A 15,836-nucleotide genomic window follows, 5' to 3' on the forward strand; every position below is an offset into this window, starting at 1 on the left:
TGCGGTAAATGGAAGATGGAAAACGAGCAAATAAGGAGAGACGGTTCTGGAGGAGGTTCGCTCCCCGTTACGACCGTTTTGTGGAAAAACAGGTTAAGATCAGCTATCAAATCCTGATTGGGAAGATATTGGACGAGATAGAAAAGGGCAATTCGGTTCTTGAGGTCGCCGCGGGAACGGGCCTGATCGCCCTCGAGGTCGCCGGAAAGGCGGGAGAGGTAAAAGCTGTCGACATAACGCCGGAGATGGTTCGCTTCGCCGAGAAAAAGGCAAAAGAGCGAAGTATAAAAAACACCCGGTTTTCCGTGGGAGACGCCTACGCCCTCCCCTTCGACGACGGCTCGTTCGACGCGGCAGTCTGCTCCAACGCCCTTCACAATATGATGGAGCCTAAGAGGGCCTTAACTGAGATGAGGCGGGTCTTGAAAAAAGGGGGGAAGCTGATCACCCCGACCTATTGCCACGGCGAGGGGTTGAAGTCACGGATGTTATCGAGGCTGATGTCCCTCTCCGGATTTCCCGGCTATCACAGATTTACAATAGAGTCATTGTCCGGGCTTATATCGGACTCGGGCTTTGAGATAGAGAAGATCGAGATCATCGAGGATCGAATCCCCCTGGCCTTTATTGTGGGCAGGCCAAAAAAATAGAAAGTCTTTAAAGAGGTCAAGATTCCTCATACCTTTATATATATTTTGTCCTGTCTCTGGGTCACTCAATTTGTATGTAATATAAAGCCTAAAGGAAGATATGATGCATCAGGGAGACGACTTTTGGAAGAACTACATGGAGAGGTGGTTCGGAGAGGGGCTGATCGCCGACTGGGAAAAGAACGTTAAGCTCGACTCGATCGCCTCGAACGGCCGGAGGATCAACCTCGAGGTGTACGATACCGGCAACGCAAGGGCGAAGACGATCGTCTTCGCCCACGGCATAGCCGGATACGCGAGGCTCCTTTTGCCCCTCACAATCCCCCTCTTCAAGAGGGGCCACAACCTCGTCGTCCCGGATCTCCAGGGATACGGATACAACGAGGGGCTGAAGGGGGACTTCGAGTGGAACGCCCACGTCCAAAACCTGATGGATGCTGTGGACTACGCCGGGGAGAGATTCAATGGGAAACCCTTCCTCGGCGGCGCGAGCATGGGGGGCCCTCTCGCCTATGCGGCAGCGTCGAAGATCACAGACAGGGTCGACGGGCTGATATGCTGGTGCCTGTGGGATTTTAGCGACAAGGAGTTCATGGTAAAGGAGACGAACACGGGATACTTCACGTATCCCCTGATGCCCCTGTTTTGGCTCGCCTCGAAGCTCTTCGGGAGGCTGCGCCTGAAGACCTACAGCCTGATCTCGTATGACACCCTGACCGACTCAAAGGAGATGAACGACCTTGTCAAGCTCGATCCGCAGGCGGGGACGCACATCACGCTCAGGGGCGCGGCAAGCCTGATTCTACAGAGCAAACCCGAGCTGAGACACGAGGACTTTCGCCTGCCTGTCCTGATAGTCCAGCCGGGGGCCGACAGGATGACGCCGAAGGTCTATTCGGAGAGGGTGTATGAGAAACTGGGGTCGAAGATAAAGGAATACGTCGAGCTCGAGGGCGCGGCCCACTTCCCCACGGAGAGAAGATATTATGAGTTGTGGGAATCCGCCGTCAATGCCTTTCTGAAGAGGGTCTGAGATCGGAAGCGATAATCTTCATCGTCATATCCCTCTTTTCCCTCAGAAAGTCGCGTCTGTTGCATAATCAACTCATTATAGAGCGCATTTAGGCTCAAACCATCCAACCATCCTAATGATTACTCACTAAAAGCCTCCTTAATATAGTTTTTTCTTGAAAAAACCCTTAAAAAACGCTTGACACAATCAATCGGTTTTGGTAAGATTAGGTCAGATGGTCTGATGTTATGTATATTATGTAGGAGAAAATGGAGCCGATAAACAGAGTCAACATATCCGAGTCGATCGTACGCCAGATGATCGACCTTATCAGCAAGGGGGTCTACCCCCCCGGCAAGAAGCTGCCCCCGGAGCGGGAGCTGATGCTGCAGCTGAACGTGGGGCGGTCGTCAGTCAGGGAGGCCTTTCAGGCCCTGGCCATAATGGGGCTGGTCGATATCCGCCCGGGTCTGGGGACGTTTGTCAGGGAGGTGACCAATGATGTCGCGGTCCCCGCAAGCATCTTCGCCCCCCTCGTGAGACCCGAGGACGCCGAAGACCTCCTCGAGGCCAGGCTCTTGGTAGAGCCGTCGATAGCCGCCATGGCGGCCCGGCGTCACACGGAGGAGGAGATCGAAGAAATCGAGCGGTTGCTCGAGAGGTGCAGGGACGCCTCCAGATCGGGGGAGGTGGTCTATCCGCTGGCGGCGAGGTTTCACGTGGAGATTGCCAGGGCGACGCACAACATAGTATTCACCCGTTTCATAGAGACGATCGCCGGCCTCTTTGCGGTCCGCGGAGCGCTGATGGAGAGGCACGAGGACTACCTCGACTGGGAGTACTCCTCTCATCATGCGATTTTCGACGCCGTACGCTCCCGCAACCCGAACGAGGCGCACAGCCAGATGGAAAAGCACATCAGAGAGGTGACGCGCATTTACGTGGAGAGGGAGGGGAGCTGAATATTGCTCTGGCGTTTTCCCGTATCCCAAAGGATGAGGGAATCCCGCCGCCTCGGCCGTCGATAGTCTATTTTAGTGGCTTTAAAAAAAGCAAGAGGTTGTCAAACCTGCGGGTAGATTTTTCCTTTAAATATAGAAAAAAAGGAGGGAGCGGTCATGTCGACAACACAACTCTCCCACGATGAGGTCATAACCCTCTGCGGGCGCCTCGAAAAGACCTACACCCCCGCCGTCGCCGACACGCTGGACGGTATGGGCTTTTTTAACCAGGCGATGCACATCGGCTTCGTCCCGATATTCTCAGATAGCGTGGTGGCCGGGCCCGCCTTTACGATGGACGAGGCCAAGACCAAGAAGAGCACGAGGCTCGCAGAATACGATCCCGAATTCGTGGCCCAGGCGCTGACGGCCATATTCGGCAACATGGAGAAGGGCCAGGTGATCGCCGTCAACACCAACGGCTTTTTCGGGGCGGGCGCCTTCGGAGAGCTTATGGCCACCACCAGCAAGTACTACGGCGGGGTGAAGGGCGCCGTGGTGGACGGCCCGATCAGGGACATCAACAGGATAAGGGAGATCGAATTTCCGGTCTGGGCGAAGGGGAACATCCCCACCGACTCCATCGGCCGGGTCGATCTGGTGGGGGTCAACGGTCCGATCTTCTGCGGCGGGGTAAGGGTCAACCCGGGCGATATAATCTTCGCCGACTGCGACGGCGTGGTGGTGATTCCCATGAACGACGTGGACCTGAAAGCGGTCGTGAAGGAGGCGGAGGAGGTGGTCGCGGCGGAGAGGAGGTCGAGGCAGGAGATCAGGGGGGGGAAGTCTCTGCTTGACGTCTACAAGAAGTACGGCAAGCTTTAATTCTAATCTGGTAATCTGGTAATCGGGCAACGAAATGGGCCTCTTTGAGTTTCAATACTTCGACGAGCGCGTGGCAGTCGAGATTCCCGGCGAGCTTCTGATCGACAAGATCGAGCCGGAGGTCGTGACTGCGCTTTACGACGTGTGCTCGGCGACGGAGGAGGCGCTGTCAAATCCCGTCGGGGCGCCGACCATTGAGGACTCGATATCGAAAAATAGTAAAGTCCTCGTCGTCGTCCCGGATAAGAGCCGTCACACCAACCTTCGGGAGGTCGTGAGGGTCCTCCTCTCCCGTATCGATAGCGCCGGTGCCAAGAGGGAAGACATAACGATCCTGATAGCCACAGGCACGCACCGTCCCATGACGGAGGCGGAGATCGCCCAAAAATACTCCGATGTTTTGGAGGGGTATAGCGTAGTCAACCACGTATACGACGACGAGTCCACCCTCGTCGATCTCGGAACTACGAAGGACGGCCTCCCCGTCCAGTTCAACCGCCTCATTCTAGAGCATGACTTCATCGTCTCGGTAGGGAACATCGGCCCCCACCCGGTGGGGGGCTACTCCGGCGGGGCGAAGGGGCTGCTCCCAGGGATCGCCGGAAAGCGTTCCACCGACTACTTTCACTGGGAGGCCACCAACCACCCTCTCTTCGACGTCTTCGGCAACGCCGACAATCCGATCCGCCGCGAGATGGAGGAGATCGTGGCCGAGACGGGGCTGTCGTTTATCGTCAACACGACCGAGAACGCCGACCGTGAAATATCGGGCGTGTTTGCCGGTCACTACGTAGAGGCGCACCGTAAAGGCGTCGAGTTTCTCAAAAAGACATCCCCCATCGCCTATCCGGTGAGCCTCCCGGACATCCTCGTGGTCGGCTTAGGTTTAGACCGCCCCGACCTCTGGGGGGGCGCGGCGGGGATATACCTTGCGGCGGCGCTGTTGAAGGCAGGGGGCATTCTTGTCCTCTTTGCAAAATGCCCAGAGGGGGTGGCGAACAACCACCCCGTGGTCTTGGAGCACGGCTACAGAGACTGGCGCCGGGTGAGGGAAATGGTGATGGACGGGAAGATCGCCGACAGGACCGGCGCATCTCACATCGTTACGGTCGGAAAGATATTGGAGGAGAAGGATATGAAGGTGATATTGGTGTCCGGCTCCATTTCTAAAGAGGACGCCGAACGCCTCGGATTTATCGGCGCAGACAGGCCCCAGGAGGCGGTCGATATGGCGCTTTCCACTGCGGAAAATCCGGGCGTTCTGATCTACTGGAGGATATAGCGATGGCAATGGGAATGGCGAAAAAACCTAAGAGCGGCGCCCTGACCAAAGACGCCGACAGGCTGGCTACCGCCCTCATCCGGGTGGAGCTCCTGAAGGCATGCGGCATAAGGCGGGAGGAGATCGAGAACAAGCCTTTGATCGGGATCGTCAACTCGTGGAACGACCTTTTGCCCGGGCACCTCCATTTGAGAGAACTCGCCAGGTCGGTCAGGGACGGGGTGCTGGCGGCGGGGGGAGTCCCCCTCGAGTTCAACACGATCGCCCCCTGCGACGGCTACTCCAACGGGCTTCCCGGCATGAGGTACGTCCTTCCGATGCGGGAGATCATCGCCGACGCCGTGGAATCTATGGTTTCGGCCCACGGATTCGACGGGCTGGTCTTCCTCTCCGGGTGCGACAAGATCGTCCCCGCCCAGCTCATGGCGGCGGCCCGCCTCGACCTCCCCTCGATCTTCGTGACCGGGGGGCCGATGCTCCCCTTCAACGCCTTCGCCCCGAAGGGAACGCCGCCGATCCTCTCGATGGTCTCCTGCCCGGGGCCGGGGGCGTGCAGCGGCATGGGAACGGCGGTGTCGATGCAGTGTCTGGTCGAGGCGATGGGGATGTCGCTGCCCGGCTCCGCCGCCACCCACGCCGTCCACAGCGAGAAATTCCTGATGGGCCAAAAAAGCGGAATGCGGGTGGTCGAGATGGTGGAGGAAGAGCTCTCCTGCAGAAAGATATTGACCGAGGGGGCGCTGAGAAACGGCCTCGTCACGACTGCGGCGGCGGGCTGCTCCACCAACGTGGTTATCCACCTCCTGGCGCTGGCGGAGGAGCTGGGCCTGAAGCTTTCGATAGACGACTTCGACAACGTGGGGCGGGAAGTCCCCCACATCCTCGGCGTATATCCTTCAGGGCCGTACTTTCTCCTCGACGTATATAGAGCCGGGGGGATACCGGTTATGCTCAAAAAGGTTGTGAAATTTCTAAAGATCGACGCCCTCACCGTCACCGGGCGCACCATAGGCGAAGAGGTTGAGCCGTTTTCCTGCACCGACGACGACGTTATCCGCGATCTCGAAAACCCCTATCACCCGGACGGAGGGATCGCAATCCTCAGGGGGAGCCTTGCGCCCGACGGCGCGGTGGTGAAGACCGGAAGCATCCCGGAGTCGATGCTCAAGTTCACCGGGCCCGCCCACGTCTACGAAAGCGAGGCCGCCGCCATCGAGGGGGGGACGAAGGGCGAGTTCGGCGTCGGGGAGGTGATCATCATCAGGAACGAAGGGCCGGTAGGGGGGCCGGGGATGCCGGAGCTCCTCACCGTGACGGAGCTTTTATTCCAATTGGAGATAGCCGACAAGAGCGCGCTGATCACCGACGGGCGGTTTTCCGGCTTCTCCCGGGGGCCGTGCGTGGGCCACGTCTCCCCGGAGGCGTTCGTCGGGGGGCCGCTGTCGCTGATCGAGGACGGGGACATCATTACAATCGACATACCTAACCGGGACATCTCGTTTAACGTAAGCGAGGAGATTCTCAAGAAACGGGCCGAAAAGAGGAAGCCCGAAAAGCGGTCTCTCACGGGGGCCTTGTCTAAATACGCCGCCCTCGTCTCCCAGGCGTACAGGGGGTGCGTAACCAAAGTGGAGGATGGAAAATGAAGATAGCGATAACGGGAAGCTCCGGGTATCTGGGGAGGTGCGTGACCGCCGCCGCCCTGAGTCGCGGTCACGAGGTGGTCGGGATCGACATCAAGCCTTCCGGGATAAGGGACGGGCGGTTTTCTGAGCATCTCATAGACATCGCCGACGGGGAGGCGGTAAACAGGGCGGTTAAAGGCGTCGACGCCGTCTTCCACCTTGCGGCGGCGCTGGCCCAGTTCGTGAGAGACGAGAAAAGGATGCAAAAGACAAACGTGGACGGGACGGCAAACATCCTTAAAGCGGCAAAGGTAAATAAAATCAAGAAGTTGGTCTACACCTCCTCGGTGGAGGTCTACGGGATCGACGTCCCGACCCCCTGTCCGGAGGACGCCCCGATGAACCCGATCTGTCAGTACGGCAGGGAGAAGGTGGAGTGCGAGAAGATGTGCCGGGACTACGGGAGGGAGGGGCTCGACATTACGATCTTCCGTCCGCCGACAATAAACGGGCCGGGACAGAACGAGCCGTTTCTGGTCTCCCAGATGGAGGCGGTATACCGGGGAAAGGCGACGCTCCTTCCGGGCGGGGGTAGGTCGAGGCTCCAGATGGTGGACGTGGCCGACGTGGCCGACGCCCTCTTTCTGGCCCTGGAGCACCCGAAGGCGGTGGGCGCCGTGATGAACCTGGGGAGCGACAACGTCCCCACCCTTCGCGGGATGGCCCAGGCCCTCTACGAGCATATAGGGAGGCGCCCCAAATTCATCTCGATTCCGGCCCTGCCGGCGAGGATTGTCGTCAGGGGGCTATCCGCTATGGGGCTCTCCCCCATCGAGCCGCAGCATTTGGAGATCGCCCTTAAGGACTACGTCTTCGACAACAGCCGCGCCAAGGAACTCATCGGCTGGCGGCCGAAGAAGGACGACATCGAGTCGGCGAAGGCCGCCTTCGACGACCATATCAAGAGGATGGAGGTGGGAGGCTGAAAGTGGGAATTTTTTGCCTATAATGGAAGAAGGGGATCATCGTCCCGTAAACCCCCGTAACCATAAGTGGAGGAGACTATGGAGATTACGCTGATAGGGCAGAGCACCCTTATGATAAAGACCTCGGGCGTCTCGATCATGACAGACCCGTGGTGGGGGTCGTTCGAGTTTCTCAGGGGCGTCCCCCTGACTGTCGACCCGGAGAAGATCGACCCGATCGACCTTATGCTCGTCTCCCACAACCACGTGGATCACTGGTGCTCCAGGGCGGTTGAGCTCGCCGCAGATCGGGAGATCCCTGTTATCGGCTCCGTAAAGGCCGCAAGGCGCGCCAGGCGGGGGGGTGTGAAAAACGTGACCTCCCTGAAGCCGGGCGACTCGTGCAAGTTTCGGGGCCTTGTTGTCCACGCGACCCCCGCCACACACCCCTTTGCGAGGGACGCCGTGGGATTTGTGGTTGAGGGCGAAGAGTGCTTCTACTTTTCGGGGGATACCCGCTACGACGGGGAGATCGTGAAGTTCCTCGAAGGGTTCGACCTCGACTGCGTCTTTCTGCAGAGCGCCGCATCGACCTATCCCCTCGTGGGGAAGGACGGAATGGAGCTCGAAGACGCGGCCCGCCTCGTCAAGGAGGTTGGGCCGAAGGTTACTGTCCCTATCCACTTTCAGGTGAAGGGGAAGACCGTGGACACCGAGACGTTAAGTAAATGGAAAGTTACATCGCGCCTCGTGGTGCCGGAGCACGGGAAGACGGTGGAAATCTTCTTTTAAAACAACTTTTGGGATAATTATTAGAACAACTAGGATGCCCCGGTTAAGGCCGATGATCTCATCACATACCACCGGGGCCAATGGAGGACACTATATGGAAGGACGCTCACAAGATCAAAGGGGGATGGCGGCTCCGCCGGCGCAGGGGCGGATATCGCTATCCCGCATGTTCACCTACAGCTCGGCGAGCCTCGGGATGGGCCTCTTCTACGCCTTCAACAACTTTACGCTGCCGCTGTTTTTGAGGAGCTACACGTCTAACGACGCCCTGATCGGGATCCTCTCCAGCACGCGGTCGTTCGAGGGGGCGATGGTGCAGCCGGTCATAGGCGCCTGGAGTGACCGGATATGGACGCCGATAGGGAGACGCACACCCTTCTTCATCCTGGGGATGCCGATTGTCGTTGCCCTTCTCGTCTACTGCTCCTTTCGGCCGACATTTATCCTCCTCATCGCCGCGATACTCTTTTTCACCCTTATATTTAACATCGGGGTCGACCCGTACATCGCCCTCCAGTCCGATATCGCGCCACCGGGGCAGCGAAGCACGTTAAACAGCATTTCCACCCTCTTCATCGCCTTTGGACAGCTCTCCTTTGCGTTGATAAGCGGACTGATCCTGTGGAATATCAATCCCGCGTATTGCTTCTACTTCGTGGGCGGGGGGATGTTTTTGACCTACCTCATAACGTCCTTCGGGATAAAGGAGCGGCGGGAGAACGTAGAGATTCGACAGCCGATGAAGCTGAAGGAGCACCTGAAGTCTCTCCCAGACTACCCGGAGGCCCTGAAGTTTTTTGTCTCCCAGCTGCTGCTCTGGTTCGGAATAAACGCCGCCACCCCCTTCCTGACCCTCTTCGCCAGCCGGGAGGTGCCGGGGGTGAGCGCGGGGGTCGCCCAGATTCTGGCGGCGCTCCTTCTGGGTTTGACTGCGCTCTGTGCCGTGCCGGTGGGCGTCTTGGGGGACAGGATAAGCAGGAAGAGGCTTCTGCAGTTTGGCCTTGCGCTGTTCGGCGTCGCCGCTCTCGTGGTTGCCTTTTTCGTTAGGTCGCTTCCCATCCTTGCCCTTCTCATCGTGGCCATCGGAATCGGAAACACGTTTCACACGGTGCTCTCCTATCCGCTCCTCACGGAGCTCGCGCCCCACGAGAGGATAGGCGAGTTCTGGGGGATAAACACGTTTTTCTCCTCCTCCGGCGCAATCTTCTCCGCCGCGTTGGCGGGGTGGCTCGCCGACATCTTCGGGACGTATCGGGCGGTCTTCGTCCTGACGGGGATCTGTATGCTGGCGGCGCTGATCGTCCTTCAGTTCGTTCACCCCGAAAAGGTTGCCGGTGGGGAAGGCCCGACATCGGGAGATGTCTGATGAGCCTCTTCGAGCGCGCAAGGGAGATTCTCACGAGCGAGCGGATGCCACCCCTTGTGCTCCGGGCCGTTGCGCGCGCGGCCGTCGGGGTAATCGGACTCAAGATGCGCCTTAGTGACCGCAGGGAGGCGCGCCGGGAGCCGGGGGCGAAGCCGCCCAAGGGGAGGCTATATCTGGTGGACGGCTACCACGGGGGTGTGGTTTTCTGGGACTGGCTTGGGATTCGGGGAGGGGGACTTTGGAGCGTTTACAACTGGCCCCTCTGCCTCAGGCCCCCCATCGAGAGGGCGATTTGCGACGATCGCTTTAAGGTCGTTCTTGACCTCGATGCCTACACCTACGAGTGGATGGGAAGGGAATATCCCAAGGGGGCAGGGCTGATCCGGCGGGGGATAGGGACGGGGCGGGTCGAGCTTGTAAACGGCACCTACGCCCAGCCCTTCGCCGCCGCCGAGAGCGGGGAGTCGTTCCTGCGCCAGATCGAGCTCGGAACCGGGGAGATTCGATCCGCCCTTGGCTGTGACGTCACGACCTTCTACTCCCAGGAGCCCTCCTGCTTCCCCCAGCTTCCGCAGATATTAACCGCCTTCGGATACAAGAGGGCCGTCTTTCGCACCCAGTGGGCGTCCTTCGGGACAGATCCGGGCCACGACGCTGAGATGGTCTCGTGGCTGTCTCCGGACGGGAGCGGGATACCGACGATCCCCAGGTACAAGTTCCAAAATTACGAGCGTCAGCTGAAGGACCACCCCGGCTTGGCCGCCGGCTCCCTCTCGATGGGGGATGACATCCCGGACTGGGCGCCCGAGAGCCTGGCGCCGTTTGAGAAGGAGGCAAGGAGGCGCGGGATCATCAGCCCGCTCGTGGCTGACCTCAAGGACGTAAACATCCCGGAGGCCCCGCTTCCGAGGGGGGTTGAGATGGCCAAGATGGAAAACGTCAGCTTCACGACCGTATCCGAATACGCCCGTTCGGCCGACCCCCCGGCCGAGTCTATCTTTCACGATCTGGACGACATCCCCTGCACCCTCCCCTGGGGGCTCGAGGCGGAGGGCGTTCCCAGGGCCGCGGCCGCGGCCGAGAGTGCGCTGATCGTCGGGGAGCGGCTGGACGCGGCGGCGCGTTTCTTCGGTTACTCAAGTCAGGAGGCGCGACTCATCGACGCGTGGAAGTCGTTTTGCCTCGCTCAACACCACGATCTCTACGTCTGCGGGCCGTGGCACTCCAGGGCGCACGGGACCTCGATGTCCACTGTGGCAATCGACTACGCGAAATCCGCCAGGGACACGGCAGAGGCGGTCGCAAGAGAGGCCCTGTCGAGGCTCTCGTCAAGGCCGGGCGGAGACGTGATCGTCTTCAATCCGGCGGGAAACAAGAGGTTCGATTACGTGGAGGTGTCGGTGCCGCGGAAAGCCTTGCCGTCGACCCCAAACTCCGTCGCCCTGACGGACGGTCTTTTGGAATATCCATGCCAGCCATGCCAGGTGGCGGCCGAGGATGGGGAGAGTGTCAGGCTGGGCGCCCTAGTTCATGCGCCGTCTCTCGGAATTGTGCACCTGAAGCTGATACCGGCGAGCGATTCCAAAGGCAAAGATAGATTCCGTGAGGCGAATGGGAAGATCGGGCTGAAGCTTGACGTCTCGCCGGAGGGGCGCGTCTCTCTAATTAACGGGAATGGCGGGGTAGTTATCGAGGGGCCGTTTCTCACCTGCGGACGGGACGGGAGGGCGCACGATTCGAGAGATTCGGCCTCAAATGTAAAATGGGTCGCCGACGGCCCGGTCTTCAGCCGCATAGAGGTTGAGGGGAGCGTTGCCGGACTTTCATTCATCCAGACGCTCACCGAGTACCGGGGGACGGGGAGGATCGCCGGGAGGGTGGGGATCGACTTCGGAGAAGAGGGCGCATACCTCGGCCCGCAGATCGAGGACGATGAGCCGGGGCGTGCCTGCTCCGTCCAGGACGAAAGGAAACTCTGCCTCGCGCTCAAATCGTCCAAAAAGCGGATGTGGTGCGCATCCCCCTTCTGGATCGGCGAGATTAAGGGGGAGCGGGCCGCCAGCGCATCCTGGGTCGGGATCGAAGACGGTGACGGCCGCGGCCTTGCGCTGATCAACAGGGGGACGAGGGGCTATTACCTCGACCGCAATACCGGTGTCTTCAGGAACGTCCTCGCCTGGGGGCCGAAGGAGTGGATCTATGCCAGCGACGACTCGATCACGAGAGGGCGCTCGAAATACACGATGCTCAGAGGCAAAGAGACCTTCAGATACGCGATCGCGCCCTACGCATCGCGGGAGGAAGCAGAGATCGCGGCGGCGGAGGTCAGGCTGCCCCTCCTGGCGATATTTAGGGGAGGGGGGCAAGATGAAGAGCGGGGAGAGCTACCACCTCCTTTCAGCGCGCTTTCGGTTTCGCCGAAGTCGGTTATTATCACGGCGTTTCTGGTTCGCGGCGGTGAAATCTACGCCAGGCTCTGGAACGGTTCGGACGGTAAGGTTGAGGCCGAGATCGTCACGGCCGAGGGAGGCCCCGTATACTCCGCTCCCCTGGGGCTGGGCGTGGGGGGGGAGGAGCTGACGGGTTCCAGGCTTACGATTCCACCCTGGGGGATACGCGCCGTCAGGATCGGGGAGGAGACTAAATGAGAAGTAAATTACTTTTTCAAACCTTGATACATTAAAGGGGGAGAAAAATGTCGAAGGATATGAATAAACCAACGGAAAAGGCAAAGACCGAGTCGATCTCCCGACCCCCAATCGGGCCGCGCAGACTTTTGATCTTGGGGCCGGGGCTTGTCTGGGCGGCAAGCTCCGTGGGCGTGGCGGAGCTCGTCTTTGCAACGAGGGCCGGGGCGATCTTCGGGTTTCTCCTGATCTGGGTGCCTGTCGTCTCCCTCTTTTTCAAGTACTTCATAACGGAGCTCGTGGGGCGATACACCATAGTCACCGGCGAGGACGTCATCGCCGCCTTCGGGAGGATCGAGACGAGGATAGGCCCCGTGACCCTGCCGAAGGGGTGGATACTCTGGCTCTTCTGGGCGTTCTTCGTGGCCAGCGTGGCGGGTATGAGCGGCATCGCCCTTACCGTCGGGAGCGCCCTTTTTGCAATATACTCAGGCGTCCCCTACGTCGTCTGGTCGATGATTGCTCTGATCCTCGTCGGGATAATCCTCTTTCTCGGGAGCTATCGGGGACTGGAGTACGCATCGAGGCTCTTGATGATCGTAATCGTATGCTTCATCTTCTACGCCGTCCTTCGCCGCTTCCCGCCCCTTTCTGAGATGGCCGCGGGACTTGTCCCGAACGTCCCGGAGGAGTCCCTCAGGGAGCTGATCCCGCTCCTCGGCTGGTCGGGGGCGGGGGCGATGGGCACTATCTGGTTTTCCCTCTGGACGAAGGCGAGCGGCCGCGGCGCATCGGCGATGATCGACCGCCCCTCGACCGAGGAGGTCAAGGCGATAAAAAGCTGGATCTCGATAAACCGGACCGATCTCTTGGTAAACATGATCCTGACCGCCGTGTTGACGGTGGGATTTATCATAGCCGGGGCGATTATCCTCAACCCCCTCGGCATAGTGCCGGAGGGGGAGGGACTGGGGATTTCGCTGGCAAAAATCGCTGGGGAGTTCTACGGCCCCGGGGCCGTGATGATCTTTCTTGTCGGCGTAGTCGGTACCCTCTACAGCACGCTCCTTGCGGACACCGACGGATTGTGTCGCGTGGCGGGCGGGGCGGTCAAGGCCCAGTCGAAGACAAAGAGGCCGGAGCACTTCTTCTATATGACGTTTTTGATCGTCTACGTGATTTTCGCCAGCCTCTTCACCACCGTCATACAGGCGCCGGTTCTGCTCCTTCAGGTAACCGCGGTCATCGACACGATTCTTCTCCCCATAGTCGGCGTCATGGCAATCCATATCTGCACGAAGACGCTTCCGGCGGACTTCAGGCCCAGGCGGGCGACGATTATTATGTCGTATCTGTCGGTCCTGTTTTTCATCTTCTTTATTGTCCTTCTCGTAATGGCCGTAGTAAAGGGGGTAGACTTCTCGATGTAACTTAAGAGTATCGTCATAACTCAAAGATCCGCTAAATGACAAACGGTATTTCCAGCTCCCCTCCGTCTTCAATAGTCTGTGCGGCCTTAACGGGTTCGGCCCAGTTCTCTCGCGCTGTTTAGAATTTGTTTCAAGGCTGTCCAAGAAAATGTCTATTGACTTTAACCGAACAGGTCTATAAGATAGTGCTTTAATTTTTAAGCAAAAGAATGAACCCTGAACCAAAGAGCGGAACGCTCGACATAGACTATGCGTAAAAAAGGAGTGACTTGAAAAAAACTATAAAGACAATCCTGAAGTTCACGATAGGTCTTCTCCTTTTTTTCGTAGTAGTGGCGCTCTTCAGCGGCTTCAAGGATATCGACCGGCTTTTTAAGATCAACTGGCTTATGGCGTGGCCGGTTGTCATCCTGACTTTTATAGTTAACTTTATGGATGCCTGGAAGCTCCACGTAATCATAAACCACTTCTCAAAAAAAGGGGATCTCATAACTCTCCTCAGATACATTATCATGGGGAGATTTGTCGGTCACTCCACAAGCCAGATGTTCGGCGATATGGGAAGCCGCTTTCTCTATACTAAATCGATCGGCATAGACTTAAAAAGGGGCACGTTTGCAATAATACTCGATAAGCTCCTTATAGGGATACTCCTCGGATGCATAATAGTGACGATTCCGGTGGTGGTGGCGTTCGAGGAATTTGAACGTTATACGTCGATTGTGCCTCTCGTTTCGGCGGTCCTCTTTGCAATAAGCATATCCCTTATGCCGGCGGTCATATCCATCTTCATAAGGTTTTTCCCAAAACGGGATATTTTAAAACAATTAAGAACCATGGTATCGGGAAGACTGCGCTGGCTCCTCTTTTTCCTCACGATCGGGAAATTTTTACTGTCAGCGATCAGGTTTCTATTCATAATGAGGCTCTGCCAGATAGACCTCGCTTTCGCGAAGGTCTTTATGGGGACGGCCATCGTGCAGGGGAGCATGATCGTGGGAATTACTCCGGGCGGGCTGGGTCTCGTGGAGGCGGGATGGGCGGGGGTGCTCTATTTTTATAAAGTTCCGTCCCTAAACAGCGCGAGTTTTCTGGTCAATCAGAGGCTCCTTATCTTTGGATCCATCCTCCTGTTGTCACTCCTTTTCGTAATCCATAATGGGCTGAAGAAAAGATTTTCGACACCAAAGGAAAAACCGCCCACCTCCGACTCTCAACCGAAATAGTCAATCTATCCCCTCCGTGGAAAAGGGGCCACTTTAGGCGATGCCGCTCCCTTACAAAACGGATATACTCATATGGAAATTGAGCCTTTTAAGGTGGCGACAAGTCGGCCCATATCCTTCATTCCAATATCATTAGGTTTGATTTTATCTGCGATAACCTCTGCACTGCATGCAGTGTGTTATATGTCGGATTCTTTGGAAAAGGGATTCTAAAAGGATAGGACCTTCTTTTGTTTCTATTCATAGGGCAGAAATTTTATGAATTTTATAATATATTGATGATATAAATGGGTTTATATTGAATATAATTTCTTAATCATGACAATTTTCTTGACAATATAATTAATATCATGATAAATGTTCTTTGTAAAAACAATTATTTTTAATAGTAGCGTTTGGTATAAGGCGTTTTTGTTTGAACTTTTTTCTCGGCATCACGCGGTAAAGTGAAGTAAATATTCGCCAGAAAATCATTAAAATAAATGATTATATAATGAGGCGGTCATGTCCAGAATAGATCAAGCGAAAATAGACAGATTTAGAAGCATCTTAAACGATTTAAATTTTGTATTGGATCAAACTGATCCAGAATTAGATGAAAACAGAAGATGTTGGATGGCGTATCATTTGCTGTATATGATTTGGCATGAGAGTGACACCGGAACTGCGACAGCGCAATATCATGGCGGTCCTGCAAGGGGGATAATCCAGATTCAGCCGAATAGGGCCTATGATGTGGTAAAGTATATTCTTAAAAAGGGAAGTACGGATAACATAAATGAATTTGCCAAATCATCTAATATAGATGAAAAGGATATACCATTCTTTAAGAAGGTGTTTCAAGATTACTTAGATAATTGTATTGATGAAACTAATGGACAAAGAATATATAAATGGCCAAGAAAAGGTGATTCTTTTCACTTAGAAAGGTGTCTAAGGGAATATAATATATGGGAATTATAAACGATTTTCCACCAAATTAGTTAGATAAGAAACTACAATTTCGAATATATCATCATTATAACGGTTATTATA

At 56.7% G+C, this 15,836-nt stretch carries 13 protein-coding genes; all 13 read left to right on the top strand.

The genetic code is table 11. The features are described 5' to 3' along the window. The first annotated feature begins 8 nt into the window (after positions 1–8). The 13 genes from JW984_16425 (at position 9) to JW984_16485 (ending at position 15,764) form a co-directional block, all read left to right on the top strand. Entirely contained in the window at positions 9–650 is a 642-nt protein-coding gene (locus tag JW984_16425; protein MBN1574783.1) for a methyltransferase domain-containing protein, read from the top strand. 100 nt (positions 651–750) lie between these two features. After that, positions 751–1,683, top strand: a complete 933-nt coding sequence (locus JW984_16430; GenBank protein MBN1574784.1) for an alpha/beta fold hydrolase — start codon at positions 751–753, stop codon at positions 1,681–1,683. A 248-nt stretch (positions 1,684–1,931) separates the two neighbouring features. After that, complete coding sequence (locus JW984_16435) at positions 1,932–2,624, top strand: FadR family transcriptional regulator (protein MBN1574785.1); 693 nt, start codon at positions 1,932–1,934, stop codon at positions 2,622–2,624. A gap of 156 nt (positions 2,625–2,780) precedes the next feature. Next, positions 2,781–3,488: an RraA family protein gene (locus JW984_16440; GenBank protein MBN1574786.1), complete on the top strand. Its 708-nt coding sequence runs from the start codon at positions 2,781–2,783 to the stop codon at positions 3,486–3,488. A gap of 34 nt (positions 3,489–3,522) precedes the next feature. After that, complete coding sequence (gene larA, locus JW984_16445; GenBank protein ID MBN1574787.1) at positions 3,523–4,770, top strand: nickel-dependent lactate racemase; 1,248 nt, start codon at positions 3,523–3,525, stop codon at positions 4,768–4,770. 14 nt (positions 4,771–4,784) lie between these two features. After that, positions 4,785–6,416 carry a dihydroxy-acid dehydratase gene (locus JW984_16450; protein MBN1574788.1) on the top strand — a complete coding sequence of 544 codons (1,632 nt, stop codon included), beginning with the start codon at positions 4,785–4,787 and terminating at the stop codon, positions 6,414–6,416. Then, positions 6,413–7,381 carry an NAD(P)-dependent oxidoreductase gene (locus JW984_16455; protein MBN1574789.1) on the top strand — a complete coding sequence of 323 codons (969 nt, stop codon included), beginning with the start codon at positions 6,413–6,415 and terminating at the stop codon, positions 7,379–7,381. The genes JW984_16450 and JW984_16455 overlap by 4 nt, the downstream gene beginning before the upstream one ends. Positions 7,382–7,459: 78 nt before the next feature. Further along, entirely contained in the window at positions 7,460–8,152 is a 693-nt protein-coding gene (locus JW984_16460) for an MBL fold metallo-hydrolase (protein ID MBN1574790.1), read from the top strand. Positions 8,153–8,246: 94 nt separating this feature from the next. Beyond that, positions 8,247–9,518: an MFS transporter gene (locus JW984_16465; protein ID MBN1574791.1), complete on the top strand. Its 1,272-nt coding sequence runs from the start codon at positions 8,247–8,249 to the stop codon at positions 9,516–9,518. Next, the gene (locus JW984_16470; protein ID MBN1574792.1) at positions 9,518–12,166 is read left to right on the top strand and encodes a hypothetical protein; all 2,649 of its coding nucleotides are present in this window, start codon (positions 9,518–9,520) and stop codon (positions 12,164–12,166) included. Before JW984_16465 ends, JW984_16470 begins: the two co-directional genes overlap by 1 nt. A 47-nt stretch (positions 12,167–12,213) precedes the next feature. After that, a complete protein-coding gene (locus JW984_16475) occupies positions 12,214–13,575 on the top strand; it encodes an Nramp family divalent metal transporter (protein MBN1574793.1) in 1,362 nt (453 codons plus the stop codon). 269 nt (positions 13,576–13,844) lie between these two features. Further along, on the top strand, positions 13,845–14,801 hold the full coding sequence (locus JW984_16480) for a flippase-like domain-containing protein (GenBank protein MBN1574794.1): 957 nt from the start codon (positions 13,845–13,847) through the stop codon (positions 14,799–14,801). Positions 14,802–15,305: 504 nt separating this feature from the next. Beyond that, a complete protein-coding gene (locus tag JW984_16485; GenBank protein ID MBN1574795.1) occupies positions 15,306–15,764 on the top strand; it encodes a hypothetical protein in 459 nt (152 codons plus the stop codon). The last annotated feature ends 72 nt before the right edge of the window (positions 15,765–15,836 follow it).

Source organism: Candidatus Zymogenus saltonus, assembly GCA_016929395.1.
Classification (GTDB): domain Bacteria; phylum Desulfobacterota; class Zymogenia; order Zymogenales; family Zymogenaceae; genus Zymogenus; species Zymogenus saltonus.